Source organism: Streptomyces sp. NPDC037100, assembly GCF_055606225.1.
In genome coordinates this window covers 141,532-158,813 of the sequence record NZ_JBVJSX010000008.1, presented here as the reverse complement: position 1 = coordinate 158,813, position 17,282 = coordinate 141,532, and the positions used below count along the sequence as shown (strand labels likewise).

Here is a 17,282-nt window from a genome sequence, read left to right as displayed (position 1 = left end):
GCTGGCCTGACCTGCTGCCTGGCCCCGCAGGACGCCCGTCCGGCCGGGAGGCTGGAGAGGCGGGACACTCCCACTGTTGTGCAGGCGGCGGATGGATGGGTACTCGCGTTCGGTGGCACGTCGACGGCGGGCCGGTGAGCGATGCGAGTGCGCGGAGTGGGGAGATCGAGGTGGGATTGCGCGAGGTGCGGGGCGCCCGGGCTGTTCGAGGCTGTGCCCGGATACTGGCAGGCCGCTACCGTCTGGATGCGCTGATCGGTTCGGGTGGCTCGGCTGACGTGTACCGCGGGTACGACCTCCGGCTGCGACGGCCGGTCGCCGTGAAGGTCTTCCGCCCCGATACCGGCTTCGACACGGAGGAGGCCTTCCGGAGCGAGGCCGTGATCCTCGCCCGTTTGCACCATCCGGGACTGGTGACCGCCTTTGACGCCGGACGCGATGACGGCGACGCCTTCCTGGTCATGCAGCTGATCGACGGACGCACCCTGAAGTCCCGCATCGCCGAAGGTCCCTTGTCGTGCGAGGCTGCGACTGCGCTGGGGGCGGCCCTGGCCGAGGCTCTGGCTCATGCCCACGAGGAGGAGATCGTTCATCGGGACGTCAAACCGTCCAACATCCTCCTCGACTCCTCCGGCCGCGCCCACCTGACGGACTTCGGCATCTCCCAGGTCCTGGGTGCGACCACCCGCACCGCTACCGACACCCTGACCGGCACGGCGGCCTATCTTTCCCCCGAGCAGGTGCTGGGTCGGCCGGTCGGCCGCCCCGCCGACATCTATGCCCTCGGCCTGGTCCTCCTCGAGAGCGTCACCGGCCGGCTCGAATACGACGGTGGCCCCCTGGAGTCCGCCATAGCGCGGCTTCACCGCCGGCCCGTCCTCCCCGACTTCCTGCCCCACGACTTCGCCACCCTCCTTCGGGACATGACCAGCCTGGAGGAACATGTTCGCCCCGAGGCGTACGACTGCGCCCAAACCCTTACCCGTCTCTCCGGAACGAGCCCAGGTGCGCGAACCGCATCAGCTGCCCGGCCCGCGCTCGGCGTCGTACCCCTCACAGTGGCGGATCGCGCCGACCGTACCCACCGGAGCGTGTCGCACGCTGCGCAAGCTCCCGGGCGGTCGAGTACCCCGACAGGACCTTCTCGGAGGGTGGCTCGGTCCGCCTCCGTACGCGGCGGCCTGCGAACGCGTGGGGTGGCGGCTGCACTGGCCGCCCTTCTCGCCACTGGCCTGGTGGTCACCGACGGTCTTTCACAGCACGATGCCGCGGACGAAGCGGCCCCGTCCGCCCCGGATCCGGTCGCTCCCACCACCCCTCCGGACGCCGCCGATCACAAGGACGACACGCCCTCTGCATCGGTGACCGGGCCTTCGCGCAGCCCTTCCGACTCCGCTCGGCCGCTGAACGATTCCGTCCCCGTGCGCGACGTTCGTCAGTCTTCCGGCAAGCCGGAGCCCGGCACCCACCCCGCCACTTCTGTCGGCATCGCCGAGCGGACCGCGGCCCACGCGGTCGCCGAAGACAGGGCGAAGGTCCCCGACGTGCCGCCGGGCCAGACACGGGAGAAGCACAGGGGAAAGAAGACGGCACCCACCAGGTGAGGAGCACAGAGCGCCAAGGCGGTACGGGCCCGGTCACGGAGGTGGGAATCACCGCGGTCAGGACGTGCACCGCAAGGGCCTTCACGCCATCATGAAGGACGGCATGAAAGCGCCACTGCATGGCGCCACAGCAACGACCCCCCAGCCGAACCGCAGGCCCTGACAGAGGAGATGGAGGAGAAGTAGATGTCCGACCTGGACTTCTACGCCCACGTCGCCTCTCACGGCGTCGTACTGGGTGCGGGCATCGGTGCGCAGCCCGCCGAGTGGGAGGCCAAGCTCGGCACCGATTTCCTCGACACCGAGGACGGGGGCCTGCTGCGCCGGGACTACGGGCTCTTGGAACTGTCGTTCCAGGAGGAGGGCGGCGCCTGGCCCTGCTTCGGGGTGAGCGTGCAGGTGCGCCGTCTGCGGCAGGACACCGAGTCCTCGGTACCGGCGGCCCTGCGCAGCGCCTACGGAGAATTCGCTGCCACGCCGCGCTTCGAGGACGTGGTCATCGCGATCGCCGGGCACGGCTGCTCGGTCGAACGAGAACCGGACGAGGACGGCACGACCGGTGACATCCACCGCTACCGTGTGCCCGAGTCCGGCGTGAGGATCTTCGTCCGCGCGGACGAAGAAGACGCCCAGGGGCAGGCGGGTGAGGTCTGGAGCCTCAGCGTGTCTCCCGCGTGGTGGCGCGAGACCGACTGATCAGGTCCCCTCCGATGCGGCCCCGGTGGGAGTGTCGCGGGTGGCGGGTCGTCGTACGAGCAGATGGCTCACCTCGTACGACATCTCGGTCGTTCCCGGTGGCGGTGCGGGGTGGTATCGCCCGGCGCAGACGGAGAGGTTGACGATGAGGTAGGCGTGCCAGGTCCGGTCCACGCCTTGCCCGTCGGTGAAGACCGGTCTGCCGTTGAGCCACCAGTCCACCGAGCGGGTGCCGAAGACGGTGCGCAGGTTCACCCATGCGCCCGGGCGGATCGCCTGGTCGTGGTGGTAGCGGTTGGTGCCGCGCACGTGGTTGGTGAATTCGAGCAGGTCGGGGTTGTCCGGGTGGTACTCGAAGACGTCGATCTCCTGGTCGCCGTCGCGCCAGGTCCAGATCGCAGGCCAGGCGCCGATCTCCCTCGGCAGCCGTACCCGGGCTTCCAGCACATCTCCGGTACGGACGGTGAAACCTTCTTCGCTTCCCTCGGTGGTGAGCAGCCCGGTGTTCCACCGGCCGTCCTGTCGTCGTCCGGCCCGGAAGACGCCGGAGCGACTGTATGCGGCGTCGGCCACCAAGTGGTCGAGCTTGTCGTCGCCCGGGTTGACCGGGCCTCCGCCGGGATAGGCCCATGAACGTCCCGCGACCCATTGGGTGGTGGAGGTGAAGTCGGCCGCGAAGACGACCGGGGTGGAGAGCGGGCGGCCGGGAGCGGGAAGCGAGTCGGCCGGTACGGGTTCGGTCATGGCGAATGTCTCACCGCTTGAAAGCCGCATATGCGCTTGGCTCCGGCTTCAGGGCAGATCTGACCCTTTCAGGTGAACGGTCCGGGACAGGACCGCCGGACGTCGGGACGGCGGACGGACTCGGTCCCCCGCGTTCATGTGCTCGCAGCACCTGCTCACCGAGTAGACGTCTTCTCGAGGAGGCAGTCGGCTGGGCTGATGTCCAACTTCCGGTATCGACGGGGTCGTTGTCGTATCGCAGGAGACCGGCACCCGTGCGGCTCCGCCCCGCCCGGGCTCCGGTGTTCGGAATCGCCTGATGGTGGAACTGATCATGGGTGGGCGACACTTGATCCTGGAAGGCTTTCCGGGAGTGGGGCCCGGGGGAGAGGCGGTGACGACGCGTGAGTGAGCAAGGCGGCCGCGACTGGGTGGGCATGACTCCGGACGACTTCGACCGTGACGCGCCGCCGCGCCCGGAGGTCGACGGACGGATCCCGGCCGAGCTGGACGAATGCGGTACGGCTCCGCTCTTCGGTGATGAACCGGCGTCGGCAACGACAAGCGGGCCCGGCCCGCGCTCTTCTCGACGAGGCTGCCAGGGGCGGCTGTTCTGACCCTCGGGTAGTCCGCGCGGAGTGCCGGGGGCCGCTCGGTGCCCGCCTCCTCGGTGCGCCTCAGAAACTGCGCCGGCGAGTCGCATGGCGTCGGCGTCGCGAAGGGAAGGGCGAAGGTCACAGCGACATACCGGGCATTTCACTCTTCGATCTTCACGGAAGGCGCACAAGTTAGCTAAGTTGGTCACCGTGTGCACAACTCTCACCGATGGATCGGTGGTTGCGTGCGCTCTCGGAACGGAAGGAGTGCCCTTTCCATGGCGCTGGAACGAACCTTGCGCCCCGGAGTGACCGACTTCCCGGACAAGGCCAACTCCCTTGCCCCGGAGGCTCTCACTGCCGAGGCCCGGCTCTCACAGTTGGCTGGTGCCCGCGTTGGCGACTGAGACCGAGGGGCCGAGCCCTGACGAGGTGCGGCGGTGGGTCGACAGGCTCTACGACCGGGCCGAGAGCGACACGGGTACCTTCAACGCGACCCGCGCCGCTTCGATCCCGCGCCAGCGAGACGCGGCCGCCCGTGGCCGGTCCCAGAGTGACGTGGAGCCGGCGGTCGGAACCCTGGCTCGCAAGTGGTTCGACGCCGCCCGCGCCAAGTTGGGCCCGACCGTACCGGCGTGGCACACGGATCAAAGGGTGCCGGCCCGGCCCGACCGCGCTCCCCAGGCAGCACGCCCCGCACGCGAGGCGGAACGTCCCGCGGAACCCCGCGCCCTCGAAGCGCCCCCGAAACAAGCCGGTGGCGCGTTCGAGCTGACCAGCGGATCAGCTCAGGCACCGGTTACCGAGTTCCTCCCGCAGCTTCCCGACCAGCGTGCGGCACCGGCTGCGGAAGACAAGTCCGGTCAGGACGAGAGCGCCTGGCGAGCCGGTGCACAGCCGGCCCTCGGCGGCGACATGGCGGCGTGGCCGCTGTACGAGCCCTCGTCGGCGTCCGCGCCGGAGTTCAGCCCACAGTCCACGGGGGTGCTGCCCGCACTTGCGGACCCCATCGCGGCGCTGCCCGCCGTCACCGCCCCGACCGCGGGTGCTCGCCAGGCGGATCTTCCGACAAGCGGGGCGGAGACGTACGGTGCCGGTCAGGCGACCGTCACGACCGCACCGTATGCCACAGCCCCGGCAGTCGATCTCACCGCCCACCACCCCTCCGGCCCACTGGCCGAGGTGACCACCGCGACCTACGGCGCAGGCGTGCCGGAAGTCCCTGTATCGGCCCTGGCGGCTCCTGCTCCAGCAGCGCCCACCGGGCCGGTCACCGCACTCGCCCCCGCTGCGCCGACGGTGGCTGCCGCGCTTGTTCCGGACATCCCCACGGCACGTGAAACACCCTCCACCGCCTACACACCCGGCGCCTACGAAGGATCCTCGCTGTCGCCGAACCGCGGCCACACCACTCGGACCGAGCGGGTGATCGCCTTCGCCCGCGCACAGATCGGCCGGCCCTGCGTATGGGGCGCGGTCGGGCCGGGATCGTACGACGCCCCGGGTCTCACCCAGGCCGCGTGGAAGACTGCCGGTGTCACGCTTCCCAGGACCCCCCAGGCCCAGTGGGGAGCGGGAGTACCGGTGTCGCTCGCTGACGCCCAGGTCGGGGACCTGGTCTTCTTCCATGACGACCTCGGCCACGTCGGCATCTGGAGCGGAGACGGCATGATGATTCACGCCCCGGGGCCGGGGGCGCTCATCCGTGAGGAGTCGGTGTTCTTCGCCGGTCAGTCGGCAATCAAGGGCGCGATCCGCCCGGCCTGACGCCCCTCACCGGCCGGTGTGATGTACGGGGAGAAGTGAGGTGAGTGATTCCGCCATGTACCCGAGAAATCAGGGCACTTGGCGGCTCATGACACTGCCCAAGCCGTTGAAGACCGCGCTGATCATCGTACTGACCTACGTCTTTCTCGTACTGCTCATGCGCTATCGAAGAGACGGCATGGACTGGGGCCCGGCCCTACTGATCGGTCTGCTCGCCACGCCTCTGGCTCTCCTGCTGTCATGGGGTCGGGACCGGTTCATCGGCAAGGCGCGGAGAGCGGGGGAACGGGCGCGGGCTCGCCGCCGAGGCGAAGCGGCTGAGTAGCGCCCGGCCATCGCCGCACCGCCGGTGGAAGTCGGCCCGAGAGCTCATGGGCGCGATCGCCCAGTGTTCGGCGAGCAGTTTCTTCTTGGCGTCGTCGAACTCCTTGCCGAGGTCCGGGGCGTCCGGGGTCAGAGCCGTGCACGGCGCGGATGCGCCGCCAGCCTCGGCCGGCAGATGGTGAGGCAGACAGGCAGTCGTAACGGGCGTACGGGTGAGGATCTTGGTTCCGGGACGGGGCCGGCATCCCGCAGTGCTCAACTGCGCTCAGGACTCCAGGTCTCGACCGGAGGCCGACGCCGGACCGGCGACCGCCCCCGCTGGGGGTTATCCCCCGTTCCGATCTTCGGGTGCGCCGGATCGCGCCCCGTCAAGGGCCGAAACTAGCGTCCAGCCATGACTTCGACGCTGCGAAAGTATCTGGCCATGGCACTCGGTGTCGCTACGCTGCTCACCGCAGAGGTGGTCCCCGCCGTCACCCAGCCCGCCGGTCCCTCCCCTGAGGAGCGGTTACGCCGGGACACCGAGATGATCCACGCCCTCGGTGTCAGCGGTGTGCAGGCCCGCCTGATCGCGCCTGACGGCAGGGAGTCGGTCGCCACCAGCGGTACCGCCGACCTGAACACCGGCCGCCCGGTCCCCTCCGACGGCTACTTCCGTATGGCCAGCACGTCCAAGACGCTGGTGGCCACGGTGGTCCTCCAGCTGGAAGCCGAGGGCAGACTGTCACTGAACGACACGGTCGACCACTGGCTGCCCGGACTGGTGCGGGGGAACGGCAACGACGGCAGCCGGATCACCATCCGCCAACTGCTCCAGCACACCAGCGGCATCCACGACGCCCTGCCCGGATACACCACGCCGAGGGAGTACTACCAGCAACGGCACACCATCCACGAACCCAAGGAGCTCGTCGACCTCGCCATGGCCCACGAGCCGGACTTCCCGCCCGGCAAGGGCTGGGCCTACTCCAACACCGGCTACGTCCTGCTCGACACCATCATCCAGAAGGCCACCGGCCGCCCCGCCCACCAAGAGATCGAAAACCGCATCCTGAGCCCGCTGCGCCTTGACCAGACCCGGTGGATGGGCGCCTCGCCCACCGTGCCCCGGCCCCATGCCCGGGCTTACCAGCTCTTCGGTCCCGGTTCCCGGGTGGACGTCACCGACCAGATACCAGTGGACTACGCAAACCTGTCGTGGGTCACGACCACGCGGGACGAGAACCGCTTCCTCCGCGCGCTGCTCGACGGCCGCCTCCTACCGGCACGGCAGCTGGCCAAGATGAAGCAGACCGTTCCCGTCAGCGCGGAGCTCCAACAGCTGTGGCCCGACGGCCGATACGGACTCGGCCTGGTCGAACGTCCCCTGAGCTGCGGAGGAACCTACTGGAGCCACGAGGGCGGGGACGGCGGCTACATCACCCTCAACGGCGTCACCGACGACGGCAGGCGAAGCGCCGTGGTCTCCATGTCCGAGGCACGCGGCGACACCCCGAAGCACATACTCGAGCAGGAGAACGCGGCCGGCGCCCTGATCGACCACGCACTGTGCGCCAAGGGCCCCGAGAACCTCTAGAGCCGCCGGGGCGGCACCCACTCCCCGGCCTGGGGCCTGCCTCGCCCGGGCACAAGCGATGAGCGCCTCGTAGGCGACACCCGGTCCAGTAGGCGGCGGGCTGTCCGACGAGTGCCACGTCGGTGATCTGGTGGACGTCATGGGACCGCCCTCCAGGTCCTTCGGTGCTGCACCCTGGCGTGGGCGTGGGCGTGGGCGTGGGCATGGTCGTGGTCGTGGGCGTAGGAGCCCGAAGATCGAGGATCTCTTCTTCACGCTGTTCGACCGGCTGGGCTTCCCTCAGGCCACTTCGACCCACACCTGAACCATCAGAATCGACGTCTTGATGAACGTGGGAATTCTGACCCCGGCCTCTCGGACATGCTGGTATCTGGGGCCATGACCTCCAAGCGACGCGTTCTCATCGTTGCCTACGATGATGCGCAGATCCTCGACATCGCCTGTCCCAGCAGCGCGCTGGACATCGCCAATCGGTACGGCGCGGAGCCGCAGTACTCCGTTGAGCTGGGGACCCTGCCGTCGGGCCGTCCGCAGCTCGGCGGGAATCACGGTGGGGCCGGGGCAGGGGCTGGAGACGGTGGCGGGTCGCCTCGACACGCTGATCGTCGTGGGCGGCATCGGATGCGAGGACGCGGCGGCGGACGAGCGGCTGATCGGGCAGGTTCGCCGGCTCGCCGGGCTCAGTCGGCGCGTGGCCTCCGTCTGCACCGGTGCCTACGTGCTGGCCGCGGCCGGACTTCTGGACCACCGGCGAGTGACGACCCACTGGGGATGGGGCGACCGGCTCGCCGACCGCCACCCCGCTGTGGCGGTGGACGCGACCCCCTTCTACATACGTGACGGCAACGTGTACACCTCGGCAGGCGTCACCAGCGCGCTCGACCTGACACTGGCCCTGATCGAGGATGATCACGGCCCGACGCCGGCCCGCGCAGTCGCACGGGAACTCGTGACGCATCTGCACCGTCGGGCCGATCAGGCGCAGATATCCACTTTCTTGGCCGCTCCACCGCCGGAAGACCGGCTCGTGCGGGATCTGACGGGCTACATGGCGGCGCACATCTCCGAGGACCTGACCCCCTCCGCCCTGGCAAGGCGGGCGGGCGTCAGCACCCGGCACCTGACCCGTCTCTTCCGTGCGTACCTCGATACGACTCCGGCCCGGGCCGTGCGCGTGGTGCGCACCGAAGCGGCGGCACACCTGGTGCAGTCCAGTGGGCTCTCCCTCGCAGCGATCGCCCGCCGCTGCGGCTTCGGGTCGGCACAGACGCTGAGGCAGGCGTTCTGGGACCACTACGGCATGACGGGGGACACGATTCGCAGGATGCCGGACATACCACCGGCACCCGTCGCGAGGCAGCAGAAGACTTCCGGCCCATGAGCAATGTGACGACACGCAGAAACGTACTGCGCGGGGCCGTGGCCACCGCCGCACTCACCACTACGGCGGCGGCACCGACCGAGGAGGCGTACGCCGCCGCCTCGCGCGGCAGCGCGGGGCCGAGCGTCGGCATCCTGCTGTACGACGGCTACAGCCTGCTGGACCCCACAGGTCCGGCCGAGATCCTTTCGCGGCTGCCGGACGCGACCGTGACGATGATCGCGGAGAAGCGCGGCCCCATCCGCACGGACACCGGAGATGTGGCCGTGGTCGCCGAACGGTCCACCACCGACGTCGACCGCCTCGACGTCCTGCTCGTTCCCGGCGCCGGCAACCGAGGCACCATCGGGGCGATGAACAATCAGACGCTCCTGAGCTGGATCCGCCGGGTCCACCGGCACACACAGTGGACGGCTTCTGTGTGCACCGGAAGCATCATCCTCGCGGCGGCCGGCCTGCTTGACGGAAAGCAGGCGACGACCTACTGGGCCTCCGCCGAGTACCTCCAGTCCACGTTCGACGTGACCTACCTGCCACAGCGCTACGTACGCTCGGGAAACATCATCACCGCGGCCGGAGTGTCGGCGGGCGTGGACATGGCGCTGTACCTCGCGTCGCTGATCGCGGGAGACCAGACGGCCAAGGCGATTCAGCTCGCTGTCGAGTACGACCCCCGACCGCCCTTCGACTCCGGCAATGCGGCCGAGGCGAGTCCCGAACTGAAGGCGGAGGCATTGCAGTTGCTCGCTGCCTCGCAAGTGTGATGACCGGCGCTTGAGGAGCCGGCATCCGCAGCAGACAGGTGGGTCCGTGCCGACTGCGGGACTGGCACGGACCCAGCCCAACCTCCCACGGCCACATTGCCACTGTCAGTGCTCGCAGAGGGAAAACTCTCGTTCGTAGAGCTGCTCGTTGTGCTCGTCGACGAAGAACTTGCGTTCCTGCATGAGCTGTTCGCGGTAGCGCTTGGCTTCTTCAAGTGTCATGGTCGAGGTGGCGGACCACGGTTGCTGCGGTGGCACATCGGATGTCGAGACGATGGTTTCCGATGGGTCGACCAGGAAGAACGCGAGGATTTTGCGGTGCCCCGGCCGGGTGGGGTCCAGCAGGCGGAATGAGCCGACCCGGTGTTGCAGGATGTTCGGGAACGCAAGGCAGCGGCCCGCCGGCGTCGAAGCCGACCCCAGTATCTGGTTCAGCGCGTCTTCGTCCTCCAGGCCGTAGACCTCACGCAGGCCGCTGTCGTCGTTCTGCTCGTAATCCGGGTCGTCGAGCGCCGCCCGGAAACTCAGCCGGCTTTCGGTGATGTTTTCGCTGTCCCAGTAGTAGATTCCGGTGGAGACGATCCGCTCGTTCAGCATTCCCTCGACGTGCCAGGATCCGCCGGGGTACTCGGGCTTGCCGGGGTTGAGGTGAATGGTGGCGAGCTTGACGATGACCTGGAGACGGTGGCCGCGCAGGTCGACTCGGGCGGATTCGGCGGGCGGCTCGGGCGGGGTGAAGGCCGGAGCGTCCGGGATGACCGGGCGGCGGTTTTCCCACCAATCGTCATGGGCCACAGCCCATACGCGTCGGGCTTCTGCATAGGCCTCGTCATCACAGAAGGATGATTTGTCTGGATACTCTGGTTCCGAGTCGTACCAGCCGTAGGGATCGGCCTCGATCCGCAGGGGCCGCGGATGGCGCAGATCGGTGAGCACGTTCTCCAGCAGCGGGCGCATACGCCCAAACAAGTCTGGCAGGACGGAGGCCAGTTCGTGGTGAGTGTCGGGGTGGATGTTGTTGACGTACGAGCGGAAGGCGACATCGCCGTCGTCACTGACGTCGACGTCCGTGGGCAGCCACTGGAACCTCTCCGAGAACTCGTACTTCGAGTAGTGGTTCGTCGGGTTCTGCCAGGCCCGCTCGGGCGCGCCGCTCACACCTGCCACCAGACAGAACAGTGAGGGATGAACCAGATCCAACACCTGTCCGTCGGTTCCGGGGTGCCAGTCGAGTTCTGCTTCGGGGACCTGTTCCAGAACCTGAACCGCCTTGCGCAACCGCGATCTGAGCGGGTCGTCGACCAGAGTGTCCGACTGCCATACTCCGTCTACGGCGGACACCTCGACGCCGGTTCGCCCGTCTCTCAGGGCGGCGTAATGCACGAGTTCGTCCAGCACGTAGCGGACTTGCGCTTCGGTGAGGCCTTGAGAGACCGCTTCCCGCGTCCAACTCGCGACGATATCGGCATCATTCATCTTGTCGAACCACCCTGGCTTCGCCCGGATGTGTGCGCTGCACTGCATCATCTGGAGTTCCCGCAGCGTTCGCGGTGGTGTGAACGATACGGAATGGGAAGCGTGAAAAGGCAAGGGGAAAGCAGGCGAGCCGGTCAATTCTCTGGGTCCTCACAGTCGGTGCGCGGTGGCGGGAAGGATACTTCAGCGGACTGACACTGCTTCCGGATCCCGTCATCGCTGCTCCGGCACACCGGGCGCCGCACGGGACTCGGCGGGTTTCCACCGCCTCCCGTGAGGCCGGTCAAGCCGTCGACGTCCCTGACGGACGGCTCGGGCGAAGCTCTGGACTTGCTCAAGCGGCGCTTCAGGTCACCGCAACGCCGGGCATACTGCGGGCAATCCGGGCGCAGCTCGGCGGAAGGGGGAGTCGTGTTGATCGCATTCGTATTGGTGGGCGTACTGGCATTCGTCACAGTGGTCACCTGGATGGTGCGCCGGGCATGGCGCCGCGCTTGGGACGATCTGGGCGTGCGGGCCACCGCGTACGGGTTCCGCCCCGGGCCAGGCCTCGGAGCGTGGCCGACCAGCACGGGAACGCACAGCGCAACGACGGCGCGTGATGCCTACAGCCCAGTCGACCACTCGTCCTGGTGGGAGGCAGGCGCGAACGAAGGCACTTCGAGTGGCTGCTCCAGCGGTAGTTCCTCATCGTGCGGGAGCAGCTCGTCGTCCTGTGGGAGCAGCTCATCCTCATGCGGGAGCAGTTCGTCGTCCTGCAGCAGTTCCTGCTGACCGGAGCCACGACGTTGGTTGGCCGGCGTCACGGTCGAGGGCGGGCTCGAGGCATCTTCCATGGAGGGAGCCGGGCGGCCGGGCACCCGGCCTTCCCCTCGTACGTCAGGGCTTCCGTTCCGGTTTCCCACCTCGTGCACTTCGAGTCACCGGGGTGCCTCGTGTCCCGCGCCATCCCCGCTATGAGAGAGGCGGGCGGCCGGTCCGGGACCACTGGTGTGCGCGCTACGTACAAACCTCTCCGGGGCCATGTTCTCGCAGCCGGTGACGGTGGAGGTTGTGCAGTGCCGGAGGTGGTGTTCAGACGTACGAGGTAGTGCCATGGTGCGGGCGGGCGGTACCCGAGCTGCGTCGGCGAATGACAGGGGCTGTACGAGGGACGTGAGCGAGCTCGCGTTCTGGGGCCACACAGGCGCGACTCCCATGCCGGCCGGCGACTGAGTATCCGCGGGCGGGCGGAGCTTCCCACTGCACGCCGCGCCTTCGGACCGATCGCTGGTTTCGTCGCGGGGTCTTGCAGTACCGGCCGACGGCCCGTGGCCGTGCCGGACGTCGGCCGTCGGCCGTCGGGGGCATGCTGTCGGTCTCGTCTCCGTGGCCGCTCTCGCCCGCGGCTTCGGCGGGGACTGCTTTTTCTGCCTTCTTCAGTCACGCTTGCTCTTGCTGCCCAGCACGTCCCTCGAAGTCCCGGCGCACTGCCGCGCCTTCGTCTTCGATCAGCCCATCTCCATCGGGAGAGTCCAGAACCGCGCCGCAGTGGCCGCACAGCTTCCCGTCTTCGGCGGGCGTGCCGCATGCCTTGCAGAACCGGTTGCCCTTCCCGTTCTCAATCCTCTGCGTCATGACTCTCCGAAATCAGCTTGGAACTGTTGGGTTCGGATGCGGGGTACCCATGAGGTTGAGGTCGATTCCGTGGCCGGCCGCGCTGCGTCGGCCAAGCCGTCCTGGGGGCATACAGGAGAGCGACCTGTTGGCCGAGCCATGAGGTGCCCCGGCCAATCGGTCTGCCCCGGGTCCGCTCAGGTCATTCCTCCGGAGCCGGACCTCCCGCGGTCGCCCGCGGTTGCCCGGGGCGAGTGATCCGAGCCCAGGGGGCAGCTGCCAGGGGCGGCAGCGAGGCGATGACACCGAGGATGATGTTGGTGACGACGCTCCTCGTGGTGCCGACGTCACCCTGCGATCACCGGGGGGCGATGATGTCCACATTCCGAGGGCGAAGGCCGCCCACGCCATGCTGTGGGTGCGTTCGCAGGGTCGGCCGAAGCCGCCGCTCATCAGGAGCGCGTACGCGATGGCGGTGATCACGTCGGTGACGGCCGGCCTTGTGAGGTTGTCGAGCCCCACGATCCACGGCGACGCCACCAGGTGGATGCCGGTGACGGAGGCCAAGGGTGTGACGGCCTGCGATCGAGGCGTGGCCGCAGTGGATACGGCCACGACGATTCAGCCCCCGGCGCCGTCGACTCCCCGATCCTGCGCGGTGGTGCGTCTCAGTGTGAGGGCCGCGATGTCGTCACCGAGCCTTCCGCCGCTGTGCAGGAGCAGATCCCGGTGCAGCCGGTCCAGCAGCTCGCGGGGATGCTCCGGGTCCTGTCGCCGCATCCAGTCCGGCAGCGGGAAGAACCGGCCGGTGTGGTCCCGGGTCTCCGATACGCCGTCCGTGTAGAGCAGCAGCTGATCACCCGGGGCGAAGGAGACGACGTCGACCCAGTAGCGGTCACCGATGAGCGCTGCGAGGTTGAGGGGCGGGGAGGGGACGGTGGGCTCCAGGACCCGGACCTTGCCGTGATGCGCGATCAGCGGCGGGGGATGTCCGCAGTTGAGAAGTCGTAGTCGGCCGCCGCCGTGCGGGATCTCGGCGAGGAGAGCGGTGGCGAAGTGCTCGGGCTGGTCCTGGACGGGAAACGCGGCGCTGTGGCGCGTGACGGTGGTCTCCAGGCGGTGGACGATGCCCTGCAGGTCGGGCTCGTCGTAGGCGGCCTCCCGGAAGCAGCTGATCACGGCCGAGGCCGCCCCCACCGCTGACAGACCCTTGCCCCGTACGTCGCCGATGAGGAGCCGGACCCCGTGCGGTGTACCGATCACCTCGTAGAAATCACCGCCGATCCGCGCTTGTTCCTGGGCTGCCAGATACAGCGACTCGATCTCGACGCCCTCGATGCGGCGCGGCAGCGGGCGCAGCAGCACCTTCTGGGCCGCGTCGGCGACAAGCCGGACCTGGAAGAGCATCTCCTCTCGCTGAAGTCGGACATGGCTGCCGTATGCGGCCGCCAAGGTGACCGCGATGATCGCGGCCGATGTGTACGGCGTCCCCAGATCGGTGTGGAAGAAGCTGAGGACGATCATGAGCAGGAGGCAGAAGGCCCCCAGCACCACCGTGGGGAGCACGGGCCACATCGCGGCCGCCAGGGCGGGTGCGGCGGGCAGAAGGCGGCTGAAGGCGATCTCCCTGGGGGTGGAGAAGGCCAGGCCGGCGATGAGAACGGTCAGGATCACGGGCGCCAGCCGGGCAGCTTCCCATCGGCCGCTGTAGGCGGGGCGACGGCGCCACGGCCGTGCAGACGTGATCACAAAAGTATTTTATCGGCCTAATCGGGCGAAGCGCCTGGAAGGATCATGCGCGCACGAGAAGGTGCGGCGGACGGCCAGGTTCCGAGGGGGCGAGGCAACGCGGCTGTGCGGTCGCGCAGACGCCCGAGGTCGGCCGAACGGAGATCGGGCGCGCCCTGGCCACGTGGGATCACGGGTGTTAGAAAGGTCGCATGGCGAGACTTTTCGCCCGTCTTCGACACCTGTCGGTCAAGCGTCTGATCAGCAAGAGCACGCGGACTGTGGCCGGGCAGGTGTTGGTTTTCCAGGTGGCTCTGGTCGTGCTGCTCGTGGCCTGCGCCGTCGTCGCTCTCATCCTGCAGTCGGAGCGGGACAGCAGCGCCGAGGCCAGGCGACGCTCCACGGCCGTGGCGCAGACCTTCGCGCACTCCCCGGGGGTCGTGGCGGCATTGCAGACCCCGGATCCCAGCAAGATTCTCCAGCCGCTCACCGAGGCGGCACGCCGGGCCGCCGACGTCGACTTCATTGTGGTCATGGACACCACGGGCATCCGGTACACGCATCCTTTGCCGGACCGGATCGGAAAGCGCTTCGTGGGCGAGATCGGGCCGTCGCTGGCAGGGAGGGTCTACGTGGAGAGCGTCGACGGCCCGCTCGGTCGCGAGGTGCAGGCCACGGTCCCGATCAAGGGCGCCGACAGCGAGGTGGTGGGACTCGTCTCGGCCGGGATGAAGGTCAAGAACGTCGAAAGTCAGTTGAACGATCAACTACCGATCATCCTGGGCGCGGGGGCCGGAGCGCTCGCGTTGTCGGCCGGGGTGACGGCACTGGTGGGCCGGCGGCTGCGACGGCAGACACACAGCCTCGCCCCGGACGAGATGGCCCTGATGTACCAGCATCACGACACAGTGCTTCACTCCGTTCGGGAAGGGGTGCTGATCGTGGCCGCCGACGGGCGGCTGATGCTGGCGAACGATGAGGCCAGACGACTGCTGGAGCTGCCCCCGGACATCGAGGGGCGGCCCGTCTCGGATCTGCCGGGCCTTGATCCCGAGACGAAGGCGCTGCTCGCCTCCGGGCGCGAGGCGACCGACGAGGTGCACCTTGCGGGAGAGCGGCTGATCGCGGTCAACCAGCGGCCCACGGGGCGCGAGGGAGGGCCCAGGGAAACGGTGGTGACACTACGCGACTCCACCGAGTTGCAGGCGGTGACGGGCAGGGCGGAGGTGGCGCGGGAGCGGCTCAGGCTGCTGTACGACGCCGGACTCCACATCGGTACCACCCTCGACGTGCTGCGCACCGCCGACGAACTGGCGCAAGTTCCCATCCCTCGCTTCGCGGACTTCGTCACCGTGGACCTGGCCGACGCCGTCCTGCACGGCGAGGAGCCGGCCCCCACCGGGACGGCCATGCGACGCGCGGCCGTGTCCGGCATGGTGGACAACCATCCGCTGACCGAGCGGGGGCGGCTGTTCGACTATCTCCCCTCCACGCCGCAGGCGCGCGGCTACGGCAGCGGCCACTCCCAGCTGGTGAGCGATCTGCCGACCGCCACGGGCTGGCGCGTGCAGGACCCTGAGCGGGCCGAGGCGATCATCGACTACGGCATCCACTCCCTCATCACCGCGCCCATCCAGGCCCGAGGTGTCGTCCTGGGCATGGCCAGCTTCTGGCGCACGCGGCAGCATGAGCCCTTCAACGAGGAGGACGTGTCGCTGGCGGAGGAGTTGGTGGCCCGTGCCGCGATAAGCATCGACAACGCCCGCCGCTACACCCGCGAGCACGCCTTGGCGGTCACCCTCCAGCGCAGCCTGCTGCCGCAGGCCATGCCCGAGCAGAACGCCCTCGACATCGCCTACCGCTACCTCCCCGCCCAGTCGGGCGTGGGCGGGGACTGGTTCGACGTGATTCCCATGCCGGGCAGCCGGGTGGCACTGGCCGTCGGCGATGTGGTCGGCCACGGCCTCCACGCCGCCGCCACGATGGGACGGCTGCGTACCGCGGTGCACAACTTCTCCGCCCTCGACCTGCCTCCCGACGAGCTGCTGAGCCATCTGGACGACCTGGTCGGAACCATCGACCAGAACGAGACGGCGGAGAGTGCGGCGGGCGTCGTCGGCGCCACCTGCTTGTACGGAATCTATGACCCCGTGACACGCCGCTACGTCATGGCGCGGGCGGGGCATCTGGCGCCCGCGCTGGTCCGGCCCGACGGGACCGTCAGCTTCCCGGACGTGCCCGCCGGCCCGCCGCTGGGCCTCGGTGGCATGCCGTTCCGGACCGCGGAGCTGTGTCTCGCCGAGGGAACCCAGCTCGTCCTGTACACCGACGGCCTCATCGAGGACCGCAGGCGCGACCTCGACGTGGGGCTGGCGCTGTTGCGCGACGCGCTCACCGGCAAGCCGGGCCGGCCACCCGAGGAGACCTGCCAGGACGTACTGGACAGTGTGCTTCCCGGCCGTCCCAAGGACGACGTCGCCCTGCTCGTCGCCCGCACGCGGCAACTGCCGCCCGACCGGATCGCCGACTGGGACGTGTCACCGGACCCCGCCGCCGTCGCGGGAATGCGCGACGCCGTGTCCCGCAAGCTCGAAGCGTGGGACCTGTCAGAGCTCGGCTTCACCATGGAACTCATCCTCAGCGAGCTCATCACCAACGCCATCCGCTACGGCTCCGGGCCGATCCACGTGCGGCTGATCCGCGACCGTGCGCTGATCTGCGAGGTCGCCGACGGCAGCAGCACCTCACCTCATCTGCGCTACGCCGCGACGACGGACGAGGGTGGCCGGGGCCTGTTCCTGGTGTCGCAGATGGCTGAGCGCTGGGGCACCCGGTATACCCCGCAAGGCAAGGTGATCTGGGCCGAACAGGCTCTGCCCTAGATCCGGTGCTGAGGTTGCCGCTTCAGGCATGACAGCCTTGCATGCCGCTGCTTCTTCGGTGCACCAGGCGCAGACGCAGGCGCAGGCGTTGACGGGCTGGAGTCGGCTTCGAAGGCTCGCGGCCGGTCCGGCCGAATCCGTCCGCCGTGCACAAGCACACCCACGGCAA

The 17,282-nt window shown here is 68.8% G+C and carries 11 protein-coding genes and 1 pseudogene; 8 read left to right on the top strand and 4 right to left on the bottom strand.

The features are described 5' to 3' along the window. Positions 1 to 170: 170 nt before the first annotated feature. Positions 171 to 1,604: a serine/threonine-protein kinase gene (locus tag ACZ7EG_RS25720; RefSeq protein WP_471083331.1), complete on the top strand. Its 1,434-nt coding sequence runs from the start codon at positions 171 to 173 to the stop codon at positions 1,602 to 1,604. A 186-nt stretch (positions 1,605 to 1,790) separates the two neighbouring features. Then, a complete protein-coding gene (locus ACZ7EG_RS25715) occupies positions 1,791 to 2,300 on the top strand; it encodes a hypothetical protein (protein WP_471083328.1) in 510 nt (169 codons plus the stop codon). Here ACZ7EG_RS25715 and ACZ7EG_RS25710 read toward each other — a convergent pair whose 3' ends face one another. Then, complete coding sequence (locus ACZ7EG_RS25710; RefSeq protein ID WP_471083325.1) at positions 2,301 to 3,044, bottom strand: LamG domain-containing protein; 744 nt, start codon at positions 3,042 to 3,044, stop codon at positions 2,301 to 2,303. A 971-nt stretch (positions 3,045 to 4,015) separates the two neighbouring features. Between ACZ7EG_RS25710 and ACZ7EG_RS25705 the strand changes: the two genes are divergently transcribed. The 5 genes and pseudogenes from ACZ7EG_RS25705 to ACZ7EG_RS25685 all read left to right on the top strand — a co-directional run bounded on the left by ACZ7EG_RS25705 (position 4,016) and on the right by ACZ7EG_RS25685 (position 9,431). Next, positions 4,016 to 5,386, top strand: coding sequence for a C40 family peptidase (locus tag ACZ7EG_RS25705; protein WP_471083322.1), 1,371 nt, complete (start codon positions 4,016 to 4,018; stop codon positions 5,384 to 5,386). Positions 5,387 to 5,474: 88 nt separating this feature from the next. Then, on the top strand, positions 5,475 to 5,711 hold the full coding sequence (locus ACZ7EG_RS25700; protein ID WP_471083319.1) for a hypothetical protein: 237 nt from the start codon (positions 5,475 to 5,477) through the stop codon (positions 5,709 to 5,711). Positions 5,712 to 6,104: 393 nt separating this feature from the next. Then, on the top strand, positions 6,105 to 7,286 hold the full coding sequence (locus tag ACZ7EG_RS25695; RefSeq protein WP_471083316.1) for a serine hydrolase domain-containing protein: 1,182 nt from the start codon (positions 6,105 to 6,107) through the stop codon (positions 7,284 to 7,286). 378 nt (positions 7,287 to 7,664) lie between these two features. Continuing rightward, positions 7,665 to 8,667, top strand: a pseudogene (locus ACZ7EG_RS25690) (GlxA family transcriptional regulator). After that, a complete protein-coding gene (locus ACZ7EG_RS25685; RefSeq protein ID WP_471083313.1) occupies positions 8,664 to 9,431 on the top strand; it encodes a DJ-1/PfpI family protein in 768 nt (255 codons plus the stop codon). Before ACZ7EG_RS25690 ends, ACZ7EG_RS25685 begins: the two are co-directional and overlap by 4 nt. Positions 9,432 to 9,536: 105 nt before the next feature. On the opposite strand, the gene ACZ7EG_RS25680 is transcribed toward ACZ7EG_RS25685, so the two are convergent. From ACZ7EG_RS25680 to ACZ7EG_RS25670, 3 genes are all read right to left on the bottom strand, one after another. Next, positions 9,537 to 11,045 carry a DUF4246 domain-containing protein gene (locus ACZ7EG_RS25680; RefSeq protein ID WP_471083310.1) on the bottom strand — a complete coding sequence of 503 codons (1,509 nt, stop codon included), beginning with the start codon at positions 11,043 to 11,045 and terminating at the stop codon, positions 9,537 to 9,539. A 467-nt stretch (positions 11,046 to 11,512) separates the two neighbouring features. Continuing rightward, on the bottom strand, positions 11,513 to 11,743 hold the full coding sequence (locus tag ACZ7EG_RS25675) for a hypothetical protein (protein ID WP_471083307.1): 231 nt from the start codon (positions 11,741 to 11,743) through the stop codon (positions 11,513 to 11,515). Positions 11,744 to 13,124: 1,381 nt separating this feature from the next. Next, positions 13,125 to 14,252: a PP2C family protein-serine/threonine phosphatase gene (locus tag ACZ7EG_RS25670; RefSeq protein ID WP_471083305.1), complete on the bottom strand. Its 1,128-nt coding sequence runs from the start codon at positions 14,250 to 14,252 to the stop codon at positions 13,125 to 13,127. A 191-nt stretch (positions 14,253 to 14,443) separates the two neighbouring features. Between ACZ7EG_RS25670 and ACZ7EG_RS25665 the strand changes: the two genes are divergently transcribed. Next, entirely contained in the window at positions 14,444 to 17,113 is a 2,670-nt protein-coding gene (locus ACZ7EG_RS25665; RefSeq protein ID WP_471083303.1) for a SpoIIE family protein phosphatase, read from the top strand. The last annotated feature ends 169 nt before the right edge of the window (positions 17,114 to 17,282 follow it).